The 246-nt window shown below is 43.5% G+C and carries 1 protein-coding gene; it reads left to right on the top strand.

Translation table 11 applies throughout. The features are described 5' to 3' along the window. A partial coding sequence (locus AAEY83_RS17650; protein WP_351061279.1) for an ATP-binding protein occupies positions 1–184 on the top strand: 184 nt, incomplete at its 5' end. Positions 185–246: the final 62 nt, after the last annotated feature.

Genomic DNA, 246 nt, shown 5'->3' with positions numbered 1-246 from the left:
CCATCGCTATGAGCGACACAGCATGATCATCACATCAAACAAATCATTTGAGCAATGGGATGAACTATTTGAAGATTCAACGATGACAGTCGCGGCAATCGATCGTTTGGTTCATCATGCCACGATTATTCATTGTGAAGGTGACAGCTACCGACGCAAAACAGCGCTCAATAAGAGTAAATAAAATTCGGTATCAACCGGCCAAGATAATTGACGCGGAACCGGCCAAGTTAATTGACGCTAGAT

It is taken from the genome of Psychrobacter sp. TB20-MNA-CIBAN-0197 (genome assembly GCF_040309765.1).
In the GTDB taxonomy this organism is placed as follows: Bacteria; Pseudomonadota; Gammaproteobacteria; order Pseudomonadales; family Moraxellaceae; genus Psychrobacter; species Psychrobacter submarinus.
This window is presented reverse-complemented; position numbering and strand designations above follow the sequence as displayed.